General features: G+C 60.7%; 13 protein-coding genes. 2 read left to right on the top strand and 11 right to left on the bottom strand.

Annotated elements, in window-relative coordinates; all coding sequences use genetic code 11:
• Positions 1–52: 52 nt before the first annotated feature.
• The 3 genes from whiA to rapZ are packed head-to-tail and all read right to left on the bottom strand — an operon-like array spanning position 53 to position 2,920.
• On the bottom strand, positions 53–1,000 hold the full coding sequence (gene whiA, locus EKM88_RS07570) for a DNA-binding protein WhiA (RefSeq protein WP_125704804.1): 948 nt from the start codon (positions 998–1,000) through the stop codon (positions 53–55).
• Positions 1,001–1,004: 4 nt separating this feature from the next.
• A complete protein-coding gene (locus EKM88_RS07565; protein ID WP_125704802.1) occupies positions 1,005–2,039 on the bottom strand; it encodes a gluconeogenesis factor YvcK family protein in 1,035 nt (344 codons plus the stop codon).
• Positions 2,036–2,920 (bottom strand): RNase adapter RapZ, encoded by an 885-nt coding sequence (gene rapZ, locus EKM88_RS07560; RefSeq protein WP_125704800.1) that lies wholly within the window; start codon positions 2,918–2,920, stop codon positions 2,036–2,038. The genes EKM88_RS07565 and rapZ overlap by 4 nt, the downstream gene beginning before the upstream one ends.
• A gap of 188 nt (positions 2,921–3,108) precedes the next feature.
• On the opposite strand from rapZ, the gene EKM88_RS07555 reads away from it, so the two are divergent.
• Positions 3,109–3,771 carry a hypothetical protein gene (locus EKM88_RS07555; RefSeq protein ID WP_125704798.1) on the top strand — a complete coding sequence of 221 codons (663 nt, stop codon included), beginning with the start codon at positions 3,109–3,111 and terminating at the stop codon, positions 3,769–3,771.
• 435 nt (positions 3,772–4,206) lie between these two features.
• On the opposite strand, the gene EKM88_RS07550 is transcribed toward EKM88_RS07555, so the two are convergent.
• From EKM88_RS07550 to EKM88_RS07535, 4 genes are all read right to left on the bottom strand, one after another.
• The gene (locus tag EKM88_RS07550; RefSeq protein WP_125704795.1) at positions 4,207–4,749 is read right to left on the bottom strand and encodes an HdeD family acid-resistance protein; all 543 of its coding nucleotides are present in this window, start codon (positions 4,747–4,749) and stop codon (positions 4,207–4,209) included.
• Positions 4,750–4,803: 54 nt separating this feature from the next.
• Positions 4,804–7,668, bottom strand: coding sequence for an excinuclease ABC subunit UvrA (gene uvrA, locus EKM88_RS07545; RefSeq protein ID WP_125704793.1), 2,865 nt, complete (start codon positions 7,666–7,668; stop codon positions 4,804–4,806).
• A gap of 7 nt (positions 7,669–7,675) precedes the next feature.
• Positions 7,676–9,688, bottom strand: coding sequence for an excinuclease ABC subunit UvrB (gene uvrB, locus EKM88_RS07540; RefSeq protein WP_125704791.1), 2,013 nt, complete (start codon positions 9,686–9,688; stop codon positions 7,676–7,678).
• A 114-nt stretch (positions 9,689–9,802) separates the two neighbouring features.
• Positions 9,803–10,447, bottom strand: a complete 645-nt coding sequence (locus EKM88_RS07535; RefSeq protein ID WP_125704789.1) for a YfbR-like 5'-deoxynucleotidase — start codon at positions 10,445–10,447, stop codon at positions 9,803–9,805.
• A gap of 155 nt (positions 10,448–10,602) precedes the next feature.
• On the opposite strand from EKM88_RS07535, the gene EKM88_RS07530 reads away from it, so the two are divergent.
• Positions 10,603–11,100, top strand: coding sequence for a GNAT family N-acetyltransferase (locus EKM88_RS07530; RefSeq protein ID WP_125704786.1), 498 nt, complete (start codon positions 10,603–10,605; stop codon positions 11,098–11,100).
• Between the two features lie 49 nt (positions 11,101–11,149).
• Here the strand turns inward: EKM88_RS07530 and EKM88_RS07525 are convergent, their stop codons facing one another.
• From EKM88_RS07525 to lgt, 4 genes are all read right to left on the bottom strand, one after another.
• Positions 11,150–12,820 (bottom strand): phospho-sugar mutase, encoded by a 1,671-nt coding sequence (locus EKM88_RS07525; RefSeq protein ID WP_404819968.1) that lies wholly within the window; start codon positions 12,818–12,820, stop codon positions 11,150–11,152.
• 575 nt (positions 12,821–13,395) lie between these two features.
• Positions 13,396–14,358 carry a thioredoxin-disulfide reductase gene (trxB, locus tag EKM88_RS07520; RefSeq protein WP_125704782.1) on the bottom strand — a complete coding sequence of 321 codons (963 nt, stop codon included), beginning with the start codon at positions 14,356–14,358 and terminating at the stop codon, positions 13,396–13,398.
• 52 nt (positions 14,359–14,410) lie between these two features.
• Entirely contained in the window at positions 14,411–15,451 is a 1,041-nt protein-coding gene (locus EKM88_RS07515; RefSeq protein ID WP_125704780.1) for an NAD(P)H-dependent glycerol-3-phosphate dehydrogenase, read from the bottom strand.
• 23 nt (positions 15,452–15,474) lie between these two features.
• Positions 15,475–16,296, bottom strand: coding sequence for a prolipoprotein diacylglyceryl transferase (lgt, locus tag EKM88_RS07510; RefSeq protein WP_125704778.1), 822 nt, complete (start codon positions 16,294–16,296; stop codon positions 15,475–15,477).
• Positions 16,297–16,303 lie beyond the last annotated feature (7 nt).

The following is a 16,303-nucleotide window of genomic DNA, read 5'->3' as shown; positions in this document are numbered from 1 at the left end:
TCCGCTTATATCGAGATTATTGTACACGATATGGTCACGCAAAGGAAGTTATTTATTCTGCGGCGGGCTGCTGGTACCCTTCGGCGATCTGGTTGAGCTTGCGCAGGCGATGATTGATGCCGGACTTGCTGATGGCCCCACTGGGCACCATCTCCCCGAGCTCCTTGAGGGACACATCGGGGTGTGCCAGACGTAGCACCGCGATTTCTCGCAGTTTGGGCGGCAGGTTGTCGAGCATGCCGTGGTCGCTCAGGTAGTGGATGTTCTCGATCTGGCGCTGGGCCGCATCAATGGTCTTGTTCAGGTTAGCCGTCTCGCAGTTGACGAGTCGGTTAACGGAGTTGCGCATGTCGCGCACGATACGCACATCCTCGAACTTGAGCATCGCGTTGGTCGCCCCCACCACCTGCAAAAAGTCTGCGATCTTCTCGGCTTCCTTGAGGTACACAATGTAGCCGGAGCGGCGCTCAACGGTGCGTGCGTTCAGGCCGAAATCGTTCATCATCTTCAGGATGCCCGCGTTGTGGTCCTGGTACAGGGAGTAAATTTCCAGGTGGTAGCGCGAGGTCTCCGGGTTGTTGACCGAGCCGCCGGCCAAAAACGCCCCACGCAGATACGAGCGCTCGCGCTGCTGCTCGTTCAGCACACTCGGCGCCACGGCGGTCTGGATCGCCATCGTGGTACCATCGAGAATGGCGAGATCGGCCAGCAGTTCGTTGACGCCGGTGGCGAGTCGCACCACGTACTGGTTATTCTTCTTGAGCTTCATCTTCCGCCGCACGATCAGGTTGGCCTCGTGGTGGTAGACCTGGCGGATCAGGCTGTAAATGCGCCGCGCGATCGCGGGATTTTCCGTCTGCACGTTCAAGACGAACTGGTGGTTCTGGATGCCGAGGCTCCCGTTCATGCGGATCAGCGCCGACAGCTCGGCCTTGGCGTGCTCGGGGTGGACTTCAAGCCCAGTCAGCTCTTTTTTGACGAGACTAGCAAAACTGGCCATGTGCTCACCGCCTTTTCTTCTTCATGGTGCCGACTTGAAACGCGAGGTTCATGATCTCGGTGGCCACCTTGTCCCCATCGTGGAAGACGCCTTGGTCGCGCAATTGCAAAAAGTCGGCGGAGATCACGCGACAGCCCAGTGCGCGCAGGGCCTGGTAGTCCGAGCGCACCGGCACGAGGATCTCATCGTACTTCTGGTGGTCGAGGTAATGGTCGGGCACCCGCGCAATGTTCACCAGCACGGTGTCCACGAAGCTGGCCCCCAAGTGATCGTGCAGCACGCGCACGTGGTCGGCATCCGTGAAGTGCTCGGTTTCCCCTTTTTGCGTCATGATGTTGACGATGTAGATCACCTCGGCCTGCGTGTTCAGCACGGCCTCTCCGAGGTTGTGGATCATCAGGTTCGGCAAAATGCTGGTGAACAGACTCCCCGGCCCGAGCACCACGACATCGGCCGCCATGATGGCCGCCACGACCTCAGGCATCGCGCTCGGGGCCGCACCGGTGGCGGTGTCGGTCACGCCAACGCGCTTGATCTGCTTGCCCGCGGCGGTGATCTCCGCCTCCCCGGCCAGGTGCGTGCCATCGGCAAAATCGGCGTGCAGCGTCAGCGGGCGGTCCGCGGCTGGGTAAATGTGGCCGTCGACCTTCATCATCTGGCTGAGCTGCTGCACCGCACCGAAGATGCCGTCTTGCATCTCCGACAGCGCCGCGATGATCAGGTTGCCGATCGCGTGGCCGGCAAAAAAGGCATCGCTCGTGTTGAACCGGTACTGGAAAATGTCGAGGTACAGCTGCGGCAAGTCGGACAGCGCCGCGAGCACGTTGCGAATGTCACCAGGCGGGACGACGTTGATGTAGTCGCGGATGACCCCGCTGGAGCCGCCATCGTCCGCCACCGTGACGATGGCGGTGACGTCCGCGTTTTGTTCGTGCAGGCTCTTGACGATGACCGGCAGCCCGGTCCCGCCACCGATGACGACGACCTTGGGCCGCCGTCCCTTGATGACGCGAATAAAGCGATCGTTGGTCGTGGTCATGAGCGATTCACCGTCGCTTTGCGCTTATTGATATCACGATGCGTGATATCGACCGGGTAATCCGCCTTGAAGGCCTGGCCGATGCGCTGCGCGAACGCCACGCTGCGGTGCTGGCCGCCGGTGCAGCCGATCGCGATCGTCACACTGGACTTGCCTTCCCGCTGATACTGCGGCATGATCGTCGCCAGCATCTGGTAGAACTGCTGGTAAAACTGCTCGGCCTCGGGCTTGTTCATGACGTAATCGTAGACGTCCTGGTCCTGACCGGTGCGGTCGCGGAACTCGGGCACGTAGTACGGGTTGGGCAAGAAGCGCACGTCCATCACGATGTCCGCGTCGATCGGCAGGCCGTACTTGAAGCCGAAGCTCATCACCTCGATATGAAACGTCGGGTGCTCCGCCGTCTTGAAGTTGACGAACAACTTCTCGCGCAGCTGCCGCGGCGACAAACTGGTCGTGTCGATGACCACCTGGGCGCGGTTGCGTAGCTCCGTCAGCAAGTCTCGCTCCCGCTTGATGCCGTCCATCAGCCGGCCTTCCATCGCCAGCGGATGGCTACGCCGCGTCTCCTTGTACCGGGAGACCAGCTCGGCGTCGGTGGCGTCTAAAAACAGGATCTGTGTGCGCACAAACGCCGTGTTATCCAGCCCTGCCAGCATATCGAGGATCTGATCGTAAAAGGCGTGGCTGCGCAGATCAATGACCAGCGCGATCTTGGTGATCGTCCCACTTTCCTTGACCAGCTCCCAAAACTTCGGCAACAGTGCCGGGGGCATATTATCGACACAGAAGTACCCGAGGTCTTCAAACGATTGCATTGCCACCGTCTTGCCGGCCCCGGACATTCCGGTGATGATGACGAGGTTCAGTGTTTCCGTCACGGTCATCCCTCCTTCGGCGCACCCAGTCGGCGCGCATCTGTTGGCCATTATAACATGCCGGGCGTGTCATTCCCAGACTGGGACCTGTTTTCCAGTGGTGCTTTCTGTTTTATTACTTAAGAAGCTCGCAACGCCGCACGATCGCGCAGCCAAAATCGTAAGCTTAGCGTATTCACTGGAGGTGTCCCATGCTTGACCCTTTCTTGCACTTCAATCGCACGGCCTTCTTAGCGGCCCTCTTCCTTGTCATCTCACACTTTAATTCGCCGATTTTGCGCCTAACGCCCCTTGGTTTCACCCTGCTACTTGTGGGTGCGCTCGGCTTTGTCGCCGTTCTGGCGGATGACTGGCGGCAAGCGGCCCTGCCACGCTGGCTCGGTGTGGTTCCCGCGGCCCTGTTTGTGGGCCTGTTCGTCAACGCCAAGCGGCTCAGCACCTGGACCGTCTGGGCCATCATCGTCGGGCTGACCCTTTACGCCGTGTGCGTGTGGAGCGAGACCAAGCTGCAACGGCCGGTGGCCCGCCACACCTGGGCCTACCTCATCCCGCTCATAGTGGTCGCGGGGCTTGCCACGGTGAACAACCCGTTCACGCACGAGGCAACGCTGACGATCAGCAATCACCGGTACGCCGTCCGCTACGAGCAGATGTCGTTTCTCAGCACGGCCGTCAACTTTAAGGTGTATCACCCGTTCGGGATTTTCTGGGTGCACGATGTCAATCCGCGTTTTAGCTACACCGCAGCCCCCGGTTCCAAAGGGGATATGCGCCAGTTCTTCTATGCCGTCTGGCCCGAGTTGCCTGCGCAGGTGACCTTCAACGGCCGGGTCTACACGCGCGGCCAGAATTGACCCCACTACAAAACCAGCCAAACAATCCACTCGGTACGTGCCCGAGTGGGTTGTTTATTTGGCGTGCCAACAACGCGTTTCCTTCGCCTGCTGCGCGCATGGCTTAGGGTGTGCTTTAAACATCTGTGTGGCATGCATTTCAATGCTTGCTGGTTCGCAAACATAACCAGTTCAGTGGAAGCATGAGTTGTTCATAATCGGCGGACGGAGGTTCAGCCACTGATGCTGAAAGCGGAGGCGGGTGGCGAGCCCTGTGCTTCCGGTCGCTTCGCTTCCTCCAGCAGTGTGCGAGCTGCGCTGGCACACACGCCGCCATCCGTCGGAGCTGGAAGTGTCACTGGCTGGACCGGAGTCCGGGATCTTAAAACACACCCTAGCTGTGCCCTGACCCCAAGCCAAGAAAAAACCAGGCATCCGCAGACACCTGGCACAGCGTTAAATATTTTGCCGAGCGAAGGCCATCACGATGGCGTTGAGCCCAAAGATCACGAACGCGATGGCGAGCAGTGTCACCAAGCCGACCGCGGCCACCACCGGCTGCATCAGCAGTAACACGCCGACCAGCACCGCGAACAGGTCCAGCACGAGGTTCAGAATGAACCAGCCGGCCCCGGCCCGGCGCAGGTGGCCCGCGTTGAACAGGTTGGCGATCGCGTCAATCAGGAACCAGGCAGCCAGCAGGTACGCCAGCGTCACCATGGCGGACACCAGATTGAACAGGAACACCACGCCTAGCAGCAGGTCCAGCACGCCGGCTACGGCGGACAGCCAGGCCAGCTTGCCCGTCAGCTCATGGAGCTTGGGGAACCCGTCCAGCGTCGCGATACCGCGCACGATCGCCAGGATAGCAAAGATAAACGTCAGGGCGAGCATCGTCGCCCCCGGGTTGCGGAACATCACGATAGCGGCGATGATCAGCGCCACGCCGGTGATGAACTCGCCCCAGTCAAAACCAAAATGCGTTTGTCGATTAAACATGTCCACACCGCTTCCTAGCTGTATCATACCGGCTTGCGCCCGGTGACACAACCGTTATCCCAGCGGGTGCGCCAGCGCGGCGGCACGCGCGTTGTCGCGCACCAGGATCGGCTTGAGGTATTGGCCGGTGTAGCTCGCTGCCACGTTGACCACTTCCTCCGGCGTGCCGGTCGCGATGATGGTGCCGCCGCCGTCCCCGCCTTCGGGGCCGAGGTCGATCAGCCAATCCGCCGTTTTGATGACGTCCAGGTTGTGTTCGATCACCAGCACGGTGTTGCCATCATCAACCAGGCGCTGCAGTACGCCCAGCAGGCGCCGAATGTCATCGGTGTGCAGCCCGGTGGTCGGCTCGTCCAGGATGTAGAAGTTCTTGCCGGTCGAAAGCTTCTGGAGCTCAGACGCGAGCTTCATGCGCTGGGCCTCCCCGCCGGACAGCGTGGTGGCGCTTTGGCCGAGGCTGACGTAACCGAGGCCAACGTCGACGATGGTTTGGAGCTTGCGGGCGATCTTGGGGATCGGCGCAAAGAATTTCACCGCCTCGTCCACAGTCATGTCGAGCACCTCAGAGATGTTCTTGCCCTTGTAGGTCACCTCAAGCGTCTCGGAATTGTACCGCTTGCCGTGACAGACTTCACACGGCACGTAGACGTCTGGCAGGAAATTCATCTCGATCTTGATGATCCCGTCGCCCTTACAGTTTTCGCAGCGCCCGCCCTTCACGTTGAAGGAGAAGCGGCCCTGCGTGTAGCCGCGCAGCTTGGCCTCGTTGGTCATGGCAAACAGCGCGCGGATGTCGTTGAACACGCCGGTGTAGGTCGCCGGGTTCGAGCGCGGCGTGCGGCCGATCGGGCTCTGGTCGATGTCGACCAGCTTCTCGATGTTTTCCCAGCCGTAGACGTGCTTGTAAGCGCCGGGCTTGGCAGAGTTGCGATACAACTTCTGCGCCAGCACGCGCTTGAGGATCGAGTTGACCAGCGTGGACTTACCGGAACCGGAGACCCCGGTCACCGCGATAAACTTGCCCAGCGGAAAATCGACGTCGATACCCTTGAGGTTGTGGTCGGCCGCACCTTCGAGGCGGATCACCTTACCGTTGCCGGGGCGCCGCGTGGTCGGCACGGGAATGAACTTCTTGCCGGCGAGGTACTGGCCGGTCAGCGACTTGCGACTCTTCATCACCTGCTTGGGGGTGCCGGCCGCCATGATCTGGCCCCCGTTGTCGCCGGCACCCGGGCCGACATCAACGAGGTAGTCCGCCGCCATCATCGTGTCCTCGTCGTGCTCCACCACCACAAGGGTGTTGCCGAGATCACGCATCTTTTTGAGCGAGCGGATCAGGCGGTCGTTATCGCGCTGGTGCAGCCCGATGGACGGCTCGTCCAAAATGTACAGCACCCCGGACAGGTTCGAGCCGATCTGGGTGGCCAGCCGAATGCGCTGGGCCTCGCCCCCACTGAGGGTGCCGGCGGAACGCGACAGGGTCAGGTAGTCGAGCCCCACGTTTTCAAGGAAGGCCAGCCGGTCGGCGACCTCCTTGACGATCGGCTGCGCGATCATTTTTTCGTTGTCAGACAGCGTGATCCCGCGGTAAAACGGCAGCGCGTCTTGAATCGCCATGTCGGAGGCTTCGGCAATGTCCAGCCCGTCCACCTTGACCGCCAACGCCTGGCGGTTCAGCCGCTTGCCGTGGCACACCGGGCACTCGAGCTCGGTCATGTACTGGCGCATGGAGTCACTGCCGAACGCAAAGTTGTTGTTGGCGTTGTAGCGCCGCCAGATGTTGTTGACGATGCCTTCAAACGGCGCCTCGACGTCCTTGTGCGGGCCAAATTCCCCTTCGCTCAGGAAGTGGAAGGTCTTGCCCTTGCTGCCGTTCAGCACCAGGTCCTGCTGGGCCTGGGTCAGGTCGTCGAACGGCCGGTCCATCGGCACACCAAAGGCCGCGCACGCCTGGCGCAGCATAGACGGGTAGTACTTGGAGGTGGCGCTGGCCCACGGGGCCAAGGCGCCATCCGCCAGGCTCTTCGTGCGATCCGGCACCACCAGGTCCACGTCCACCGTCAGCTTGGCCCCCAGCCCGTCACACTCCGGACACGCCCCGAACGGCGCGTTGAAGGAGAACAGGCGCGGCTCCAACACACCGATGGTGAAGCCGCAGATCGGGCAGGCAAAATGCTCGGAGAACACCAACGGGTCGCCACCGATGACATCCACCGTCGCGTACCCTTCGGCCAACCGCAAAGCGGCCTCAAAGGAGTCAAACAGGCGGCTGCGCACCTCGGGCTTCACCACGATCCGGTCGATCACGATGTCAATGTCATGGGCCTTATTCTTGTCCAGCACCACATCGGCGCTGGCATCCATCACCGCACCGTCGACGCGCATGCGCACGTAGCCTTCACGCACGATCTTCTCCAGCACCTTCTTGTGACCGCCCTTCTTGTGGCGGACGATCGGCGACAGGATCTGAATGCGGGTCTTTTCCGGCAACTGCTGCACGCGGTCCACCATCTGCTCCACGGACTGGCTCGTGATCGGCGTGCCATCGTTCGGGCAGATCGGGTGGCCGATGCGCGCCCACAGCAGGCGCAGGTAGTCATTGATCTCGGTGACCGTCCCGACGGTCGAGCGCGGGTTCTTCGAGGTGGTTTTTTGGTCGATCGAAATCGCCGGGGACAGCCCATCGATCGAGTCGACATCAGGCTTGTCCATCTGGCCAAGGAACTGGCGCGCATAGGCGGACAGGCTCTCAACGTAACGGCGCTGCCCCTCGGCGTACAGGGTGTCGAACGCAAGGCTCGACTTACCGGAGCCGGACAGGCCGGTCATGACCACCAGCTTGTTGCGCGGAATGGTCAGGTCGACGTTTTTCAGGTTGTGCGCACGCGCACCGTGGATCACAATTTTATCGTTTGACATGCTTGCCTCAATTCTCTGCTTCCAGTTCCAGAATCGTGTCGCGCAGCGTGGCCGCCTGCTCGAAGTCGAGCTTCTTAGCCGCCGCCTGCATCTGACTGCGCAGGTTCTCGATCAGCTGCTTGCGCTCCGCCTTGGTCAGATCGTGCAGGTCCACCTCGGCAAAACTCTTATCCTTATCCGTCTCGTCCTTGCCGCTGGTATCCAGGCTGTGGATCGAGTCCCGGATCGGTTTGATGATCGTCTTAGGGGTGATGTGGTGGGCCGCGTTGAAGGCCTCCTGAATCGCGCGGCGGCGCTTGGTCTCGGTGATGGCGGCGTCCATAGACTCCGTCACCTTGTCCGCGTACATGATGACCTTCCCGTGCTCGTTCCGGCTCGCGCGGCCGATGGTTTGGATCAGTGAACGCTCGGCGCGCAGGAAGCCTTCCTTATCCGCATCCAAAATCGCGATCAGCGACACTTCCGGCACGTCGATCCCTTCACGCAGCAGGTTGATCCCGATCAGCACGTCGAACTTACCGAGGCGCAGGTCGCGGATGATCTCCGTTCGCTCCAGGGTTTTGATATCCGAGTGCAGGTACTTGACCTTGATGCCGAGCTCCTTGAGGTAATCCGTCAGGTCCTCGGCCATCTTCTTAGTCAGCGTGGTGATGAACACACGCTCGTGCTTGTCGACACGGTCGTTGATCTCGCCCACCAAGTCATCGATCTGGCCCATGATCGGCCGGACCTCGATGATCGGGTCGAGCAACCCGGTCGGGCGAATGATCTGCTCGGCGATGTCTGCCTTGGGCACGCGCTCCAGCTCGTAGGGTCCCGGCGTGGCCGAGACGTACAGGATCTGGTTGACATGCGACTCGAACTCCGGCAGCTTCAGCGGCCGGTTGTCCAAGGCGCTGGGCAGGCGGAAACCGTAGTCGATCAGCGTCTGCTTGCGCGCCCGGTCCCCGTTGTACATCCCCCGCACCTGCGGCATGGTGACGTGGCTTTCATCGACCATGATCATGAAGTCCTTGGGGAAAAAGTCCAAAAGCGTGTACGGCGGCTCGCCAGCCTTGCGTCCTTCCATGTGGCGCGAGTAGTTTTCGATGCCGTTGGTGTAGCCCATCTCCCGCAGCATTTCGATATCGTAGTTGGTGCGCTGCTCCAGGCGCTGGGCCTCGAGCAACTTACCCGCCCCGTTCAGCTCCGCCAGGCGTGTCTCAAGCTCTGACGCGATACTTTCGATCCCGTGTTCGAGCTGGTCATCGGAGGTCATGAAGTGCGTCGCCGGGAAAATCGCGACATGCTCGCGTTCGCCCACGACCTCACCGGTCAGGGCGTCCACCTCGACGATGCGGTCGATTTCATCGCCGAAAAACTCCACGCGAATGGCGTGGTCGTCACGGCTGGCCGGGAAGACCTCCACCACATCCCCGCGCACACGGAAACGCCCACGCTGAAAGTCAATGTCGTTGCGGTCGAACTGAATATCGACCAGCTGCCGCAGCAGCGTGTTGCGGTCGATCTCCATCCCTGTGCGCAGGCTCAGCACGTGATCGCGGTACTCAGTCGGGCTCCCCAAGCCGAAGATGGAGGACACGGACGCCACCACGATCACATCGTTGCGTTCCAGCAAGGCACTAGTCGCGCTGTGGCGCAGCTTATCGATTTCGTCGTTGATCGCTGAGTCTTTTTCGATGTACGTATCAGAGCTTGGCACGTAGGCCTCGGGCTGGTAGTAATCGTAGTACGACACGAAGTACTCCACCGCGTTGTGCGGGAAGAACTCCTTGAACTCGCCGTACAGCTGGCCGGCCAGCGTCTTGTTGTGCGACAGGATCAAAGTCGGCTTATTGCGCTTGGCGATCACCTCTGCCATCGTGAAGGTCTTCCCCGTCCCGGTCGCCCCGAGCAGGATCTGTTCCTTCTTGCCGGCATCGAATCCCGCAGTGAGCTTCGCGATGGCCTCCGGCTGATCGCCGGCGGGGCCATACGGGGACACCAATTCAAATTTACGGTCTGACATGCGCTCGATCAACTTATCGCCCTCCGATTCTGCCGTCGCTTAGCTGAACAAAAAAGCCGGAACCAACGATTCCAACTTTTGTCTAATTTGGCTAAATATAATTATACCATCCCGAACATACTTTCGCTACCGGCTAGATTGGTTGGTCATGATGGCCCGCGTCAGCTTCGTCAGCATATCGCGGTCCGCAAACTCCTCATTGAGCATATCCGGCAGGATCTCCTTGAGGAAGTACTGCACGCACGGTCGGTCCTCAAAGGACATGATGACCGCCAGGCTTTCCGTGTAGATGTTGACGAAGACGCGCTCCGGATTGCCCTTCTCGATTTCGCCGAAGGATTCATACAGCAGATCGACCTTATCGGCGATACTCAAGATGACGCCTTCCAGGCTGTCATCCTTGCCTTCCGACAACCGGCGCCGGTACGCCTCCTGGAACTCCGTGGGAATTTCGTTTTGGATGAAGTTCTCGGTCATCGACTCCTCAACGTCGGCCAGCATCGTGCGAAGCGCTGGGGTCGCGTACTTCACCGGCGTCTTGATGTCGCCGATGAAGCGCTCCGTGTAATCATGGTTCAGTGCCTTCTCGTACAAGTGTTGCCAGTTGATGGCGTTGCCAGCGTTCTCTTCGATGTCCCCCAGCAGCTGCGCGATCTCGGCGACCTTGAAGCTATGCGCCGCCACGCTGTGCTCCGAGTATTTGAAAAAGCCCGGTGCGCGCCGCAGTGTCTCTAAGTTGCTCAGTCCCTGAATGAATTGGTGCATGCCCATGATGTCTGATCCCCCTTGGCTAAATTCTCATAACGATACCACCCTGAGGCCGGTGATGCAAGTGTGCCGCGACGTGTCAGCAAACCTCCCAAGAACGCTTGCGTTTGCGCCAGCCGCGCGCTAGGCTAGAGAAAAATCGCGAATCGAGGCCTCCCATGTCCATCACCTTCACTCCGGCGACTGAAGCCGCTCTGCCCACCATTGTCGCCATCTACAACGAAGCCATTCCCGGGCGGCTGGCCACCGCTGACCTGACCCCGGTCACCGTGGCCAGCAAGCAAGCCTGGTTCGCCCAGTTTGACCCGGTGCGGCGGCCCATCTGGCTGATCCAAGTGGCCGGCGTCACCGCCGGCTGGGTCAGTGTGGAAGACTTCTACGGGCGGCCGGCCTACGCCCACACCGCCGAGATCAGCCTCTACCTCAGTGCCACCTTTCAGCACCAACACCTCGGCCAAGCCGCCTTGGACCACGTCATCGCGCAGCTGCCGCGGCTGGGCCTCGATACCCTCGTTGCCTTTGTCTTTCACCACAACCAGCCCAGCCAGCACCTGTTTGCGCGCAACGGCTTTGCCCAGTGGGGCCACCTGCCGGCTGTCGCCTTGATGGATGAGCAGCGCCGCGACCTAGATATTTTGGGCCGCCACTTCAACTGATCCACACAAAAACCGACCGCACTGGCGATCGGTTTTTGTGTGCATTCAATTACGCTTCCGTCCGAAAGGCGTGCAGTGCCGCCTCAAAGTCGGCCAGCTTCTGATCAGCGGCCGCCTCGGTCGCCGCGCTAGTCCCCACATAGAACTTGACCTTCGGCTCCGTGCCGGACGGGCGGATCGCGATCCAGGTGCCATCGGCCAGGATGTACTTGAGCACATCGGAAACCGGCATGTCGATCGGCGTCTGGGTGCCATCAGCGGTCGTGGTCGTCTGCGTCTTGTAGTCCTCGACGCGCGCGATCGCGACGCCGGCAAAATCAGCCGGCTGATGCTCGCGGAACTTCGTCATCAAGGCCGCCATCTGCGCCGGCCCCTCGATGCCTTCGAAGTCCACGCCCACGGTCTTTTCGGCAAAGTGGCCGTACCGCGCGTAAAGGGCCTGGATGCCGTCCCACAGCGTCATGTTCTGACTCTTGTAGTACGCCGCCACTTCCGCCAGCAAAACGGTGGACTGAATCGCGTCCTTGTCCCGCACGAACGGCTTGATCAGGTAGCCGTAGCTTTCCTCGAACCCGAACAGGAACTCGTGGGCGCCGGTTTCTTCGTACTGCTTGATCTGATCCCCAATGAACTTGAAGCCGGTTTCGACATCGATCATCGCCATGCCGTAGTCCTCAGCGATCGCCGTGGCCAGCTCGGTGGACACGATCGACTTCACCACCGCGCCATTGGCCGGCAGCGTGCCCGCCTGCTTGCGCGCTTCCAGGATGTAGTGCAGCAGGAGGCTGGCGATCTGGTTCCCCGTCAGCAGCTGATAGCCCTCACCGGTCCACACCGCGGTGCCCAGTCGGTCGGCATCAGGGTCCGTGGCGATCAGCACGTCAGCTTGACTCGCCTTACCCAGTTCGATCGCCATATCAAACGCCTGCGCAAATTCCGGATTCGGGAACGGCACGGTGGCAAACTCGGGATCTGCCACGGCCTGCTTGGCCACCAGCTGGAAGTTAGCAAACCCAGCGTTGCGCAGCACCATCTGGGCCGGGATACGGCCGGTACCGTGAAGCGGCGTGTAGATCAGCGACATGTCCTTGCCGGTCGTTGCGATCAGATCGTGGTTAATGGTGACGGTGGCAACAGCGGCATAGTACGCCTCATCCACGTCCTCACCGATCAGCGTCAGCAGTTTTTGCGCCCGCAGTTCGTGCACATCAAGCGACGCAATGCTGAACAGGTCGGTGGCTGAGCGAACATAGTCGGTGATGCGGTCGGATTCTTCCGGTGGCATCTGGCCGCCGTCTGGGCCATAGATCTTATAGCCGTTGTACTGCTTCGGGTTGTGGCTCGCCGTGATCATGATCCCGGCGTAGGTCTGCAAGTGCCGCACGGCAAAGGACAGCTCCGGCGTCGGCCGCAAACTGTCGAACAGGAAACTCGGAATCCCGTGCGCACCCAACACGCCTGCGGCTTCCTGCGCAAATTCTGCGCTCATATACCGGGAATCGAAGCTGATGGCGACCCCCGCCTGCTTCTGCGTGGCGTCCAGTGTGTCCATGAACCGGGCAAGCCCTTCGGTCGCCTGGCGCACGGTATAAATGTTCATCCGCCCGATGCCGGCCCCGATCACACCGCGCATCCCCGCGGTCCCAAAGGCCATCGGCGCGGAAAATGCGGCTTCTTGGGTCTCCGGATCATCCGCCATGGCCGCAACTTCCTGCGCCATGTGTGCCTCAAGCTGTGGTGCCTTTGCCCATCCCGCATAATTCTCTTTGTATCCCATAAGCTCACTCCTGTTCAGTTGATGTGATGACTTCCGCTCACATTGTACAACGATTGCCCGACCAGCGGTGAACGAAACACTTGTCCCGGGCCTCCTACGCCTCTAATTATCGCATCCAGCGCCGGTGGGTCAATGCTTTCCGGTGAAGGGACACACAATCTCAAGGTTTACGTAAGGAAGTGGTGCCTACTCTTGGCACCATCCCGCTGGTTGTCGCATGAGGGGGCAACCTAAGATGCGCTACTACTCGCGCCTAAGTGCGGGGCCAAGCCGTCTGTGGGCCCTTTTTTACCGAGCAATTCTGGCGACGCACTTTCTGCCTCGCTTACTTCTTTCCGACCTTCGTCGAGCTGCGTGGCGCATAAGGGTGCGGTCTAAGCCATCCTGCCCCTCGCGCCTAAGACCGGGCGCAAGCGTCAGGCCGTCTTAGCCCAACCCTTATAACCGCGCCACTCCGCTCTGGGGTTCAAAAAAAGGAACCCCAGCCGTTTGGGCCGGAGTTCCTGCACGATCATGAATTAGTTGGCGGAAGGCACCGCACCGGTCTTCAGCGTCTCGTCTTGCAGACTCTGAATGTAGTCGAACACGCTTTGGCCCGCCTGGCCGCCTTCACCCACCGCAGTGGTGATCTGGCGCAGGTGCTTGGCGCGCACGTCTCCGATGGCAAAAATGCCTGGGACGCGGGTGGCCATGTTCTCATCGGTTGGGATCCAGCCCGCCTCATCCAACACGCCAAGGTGCTCAAAGCCCTTGGTCAGCGGCGTAATGCCCACGTAGATGAAGACACCGGATACCGGCAGCACTTGCGTCTCACCGGTGACCTTGTCCTTGTAGCGAACGCCTGTCACCTTCGAGCCATCGCCTTCGATGGCCTCAACGCCAGCGTTCCAGACAAAGTCCATCTTGTCGTTGGCAAACGCGCGCTGCTGGATGATCTTCTGGGCGCGAAGCTGGTCGCGGCGGTGTAGCACCGTCACTTTAGCGGCAAGCCCCGTCAGGTACAGCCCTTCCTCAACGGCGGAGTCGCCCCCACCGATGACCGCAACGTCGCGGTTCTTGAAGAACGCGCCGTCGCAGACCGCACAGTAGGAGACCCCCCGGCCACCGTATTCTTCCTCACCGGGGATCCCGAGCTTGCGGTGCTCGGCGCCGGTGGCAATGATCACCGCCTTGGCCGTGTACTCGCCTTCGTCCGTCACCACGATCTTTGATTGGCCCTCAAGCCGCACGTCGACCACATTGCCGTACGCATACTCTGCGCCAAATTGCGTCGCCCCGTCGTACATCTTCTGGCCGAGTTCTGGGCCCAAGATGGACGAGAATCCCGGATAGTTTTCGATGGCGGCGGTGTTGTTCATCTGACCGCCGTAGATCCCGCGGTCGAGCATCAGCACGGACAGGTTCGCGCGCGAGGCGTACAGCCCCGCCGTCATCCCACCCGGTCCGGCACCGATCACGATCACATCATATTGCTTAGACATGGGCAAAAACTCCTTTGGTTGGTCTGCTTACGATAAGTAAGTATACACGCAATCAATCGCGCTGTAAAGTCGTCTCAAAATCAAACTCCGGCTTCCCGTCCCGAGCCATCAGATCTGTGATGACCGTGCGGATCGGGGCCCCTTCGTACAGCACCTTGTAGATGGCCTCGGAAATCGGCATCTCAACATGCAGTTCCTGCGCCAGCTCGTGGGCGACCTTGGCCGTGGACACGCCTTCGACCACCATCCCCATGTTTTCGAGGACATCCGCCAGCTTTTCACCTTGCCCCAGCGCGTTTCCGGCCCGCCAGTTGCGGCTGTGGACACTAGTACAGGTCACGATCAGGTCGCCGACCCCAGACAAGCCGATGAAGGTCAGCGGCTGGGCGCCCAAGCTGACGCCCAAGCGCGTGATCTCGGCCAGGCCCCGCGTCATCAGGGCCGCCTTGGTGTTGTCGCCGTAACCGAGCCCGTGGAGCGCCCCCGCGCCGATCGCGATCACATTTTTGAGTGCCGCGCCCAGCTCGACGCCGGTGACGTCCGTGTTCGTGTACAGCCGGAAGTACGGGTTCATGAAAATCGTCTGGATCGCCTTGGCCGCCGTCAGCGACTTAGAGGCTGCCGTCAGCGTGGTGATATCCTTGGTGGCCACATCTTCCGCATGACTCGGGCCGGAGATGACCACGATCCCGGAATGCACGCTGTCTGCCAGCGTCGCCTCAAGCACCTGCGATACGCGCAGCTTGCTGCCGACCTCCAGCCCCTTAGCGGCGTGCGCGATGATTGGGCGCGCCCCGCTTTGGGCCAGCAGCGGCTGGACCTGCGTGGCGACACTGCGGATCGCATTGGTCGGCACGACGAACAGGATCACATCCGCACCGGCGATCGCCGCCGGCAGGTCTGCGGTGGCCTGCAGCGTCTCGTGCAACTGAAAGTCTGGCAGGTAGTGCTGGTTGGTGTGGTGGTCATTGATTTCTGGCACCTGCGTGGCGTCATGCGTCCACAGGGCCACCTCATGGCCATTTTCCACTAACAGGTTGGCGAGCACGGTACCCCAGGAACCGGCCCCTAATACGGCCACTTTTTTTGTCAAAAGATCACTCCTATATTGATGAACTAAAGGTTGGCGAGTTTGTTCCCGTCCAGATACCACGGGGTGTTCTGCCGCCGACGGTAGACCCACAGGCCAGCCGCGGCGACGAACAGTAGAATGGACAGCAGCTGCGATACCCGCAACCCGGGCATCAGGTACAGGCTGTCGGTGCGCATCCCCTCCACGAAGAAGCGCCCGAAGCTGTACCACATCACGTAGCTAAGGAAGACCTCGCCCTGCTTGAACCAGTCCTTGTGGTGGCGAACGCTCATGATCAGGATAAAGCCGGCCACGTTCCACGCGGATTCATACAAAAACGTGGGCTGCCGGTATGCCCCGGCGATGTTCATCTGGGTGATGATGAACGACGGCAGGTGCAGGCCCTGCAAAAACGCCAGGCTCGTTTTGGCCCCATAGGCCTCCTGGTTCATAAAGTTGCCCCAGCGGCCGATCGCCTGGGCGATCATCACCGTGGGCGCCGCAATATCGAGGATCAGCCACGCCGGCAGCCACTTGGCCCGGCAGTAAACCAGAAACACGATGACACTGGCGATCAAGGCCCCGTAGATGGCGATGCCGCCGTGCCAGATGGCGATGATCTCGGCCGGATGCGCCGCGTAGTACGGCCACTCAAAAGCGACATAGTACAGCCGCGCCCCGATCAGGGCAAACGGCAACGCCCACAGCACGAGGTTCAGAATGTGATCCGAGTCGACCCCGCGCCGCGTGGCTTCGCGCATCGCCAGCGTCACCGCCAGCAGCACCCCGCAGGCGATGATCACACCGTACCAATGCACCTCAAGCCCGCCGAGGCGCACGGCAATCGGATTTAACGCTGCAAACATAACAAGA

Source organism: Lacticaseibacillus daqingensis, assembly GCF_003946115.1.
Taxonomy (GTDB): Bacteria; Bacillota; Bacilli; order Lactobacillales; family Lactobacillaceae; genus Lacticaseibacillus; species Lacticaseibacillus daqingensis.
Note: the sequence above shows the minus strand (reverse complement) of the source record. Positions and strands in the feature narration are given on the sequence as shown.

What these genes read in the sequence shown, in the direction of transcription:
- whiA (WP_125704804.1), bottom strand. Translation starts at nt 1,000, where the DNA reads ATGGCCAGTTTTGCTAGTCTCGTCAAAAAAGAGCTGACTGGGCTTGAA.
- EKM88_RS07565 (WP_125704802.1), bottom strand. Translation starts at nt 2,039, where the DNA reads ATGACCACGACCAACGATCGCTTTATTCGCGTCATCAAGGGACGGCGG.
- EKM88_RS07555 (WP_125704798.1), top strand. Translation starts at nt 3,109, where the DNA reads ATGCTTGACCCTTTCTTGCACTTCAATCGCACGGCCTTCTTAGCGGCC.
- EKM88_RS07550 (WP_125704795.1), bottom strand. Translation starts at nt 4,749, where the DNA reads ATGTTTAATCGACAAACGCATTTTGGTTTTGACTGGGGCGAGTTCATC.
- uvrA (WP_125704793.1), bottom strand. Translation starts at nt 7,668, where the DNA reads ATGTCAAACGATAAAATTGTGATCCACGGTGCGCGTGCGCACAACCTG.
- EKM88_RS07535 (WP_125704789.1), bottom strand. Translation starts at nt 10,447, where the DNA reads ATGGGCATGCACCAATTCATTCAGGGACTGAGCAACTTAGAGACACTG.
- EKM88_RS07530 (WP_125704786.1), top strand. Translation starts at nt 10,603, where the DNA reads ATGTCCATCACCTTCACTCCGGCGACTGAAGCCGCTCTGCCCACCATT.
- EKM88_RS07525 (WP_404819968.1), bottom strand. Translation starts at nt 12,820, where the DNA reads ATGGCGCAGGAAGTTGCGGCCATGGCGGATGATCCGGAGACCCAAGAA.
- trxB (WP_125704782.1), bottom strand. Translation starts at nt 14,358, where the DNA reads ATGTCTAAGCAATATGATGTGATCGTGATCGGTGCCGGACCGGGTGGG.
- lgt (WP_125704778.1), bottom strand. Translation starts at nt 16,296, where the DNA reads ATGTTTGCAGCGTTAAATCCGATTGCCGTGCGCCTCGGCGGGCTTGAG.